Raw genomic sequence first — 854 nt, 5'->3', positions numbered from 1 at the left:
CACACCACTCATGCTCAATGCCCAAAAAAGAAAGCAAAAGCTTAACCTTGTAACAGTTACCAGATTGGATATCTCCATAAACCTTCACTACAAATCTCCTTTTGTATGCTCAAAAACACATAACGCCCGCTTAAGGGGCTGACAACGCTACTACCAAGTTTCCGCATAACACCGTAACCACTTAAGCCAACGCATAATGAAAATGCCGCGCGTTGGAAGTCCCTCTTGAAGCGTTTGTTATGTGCGTAGCTCAAGTAACAATGAACGAAAAAGAAAGTCTGCTACTATCTCATTACACAATTTGGCTTGGTTCTCATTTTCACAGTGTACATACATGTTATCAACCCAACGTAACTCATGATCTTTAAACCTTTCTATTAGGTAATTTACCGTTTGCCCCTTCGTTCTAGAAGCACAAAATAAAATGTCGAAATCACTATCTTCACTGAGTTCTTCTAAACTAGAACGTATTCCGTCCTCGTCATCACCTGCCGAGGTGATCGCAACTTTCATACCTTTAACATTAAAGATTGAAGTAAAATCACCCGACTCTGGAATTGAGCGACTGAAATTACTAATCTCTGCTAATTTTTTAGCTAACAATCTTAATGTGGTTGTTTTACCAGTATTTTCTGCACTATAAAGTGCATAAATTAGTTTATGTTCCATTTTGCCTCTGTTCATAGAGCACATAACGCCGCGTTAAGGGGTGAGCAACGCAACGACAAACTCACTGCATTACACTAAAAACCAATAAAATCAATGCATAACGACAATGCCACGCGTTGCGAATCCCTCTTGAACGCTTTGTTATGTACGTTGTACCGAATACACTGGAACCCAACCAATTTCAC

1 protein-coding gene and 1 pseudogene are annotated in these 854 nt (G+C 39.7%); both read right to left on the bottom strand.

The genetic code is table 11. The features are described 5' to 3' along the window. Window positions 1-88 (bottom strand): annotated as a pseudogene (locus FKN88_RS17405) (glutathione S-transferase family protein); the annotation flags it as partial. 149 nt (window positions 89-237) lie between these two features. Then, window positions 238-669, bottom strand: a complete 432-nt coding sequence (locus FKN88_RS17400; protein WP_306687769.1) for a hypothetical protein — start codon at window positions 667-669, stop codon at window positions 238-240. Window positions 670-854 lie beyond the last annotated feature (185 nt).

Source organism: Vibrio sp. 2017_1457_13, from assembly GCF_030851525.1.
GTDB lineage: Bacteria > Pseudomonadota > Gammaproteobacteria > Enterobacterales > Vibrionaceae > Vibrio > Vibrio metschnikovii.
This window is presented reverse-complemented; position numbering and strand designations above follow the sequence as displayed.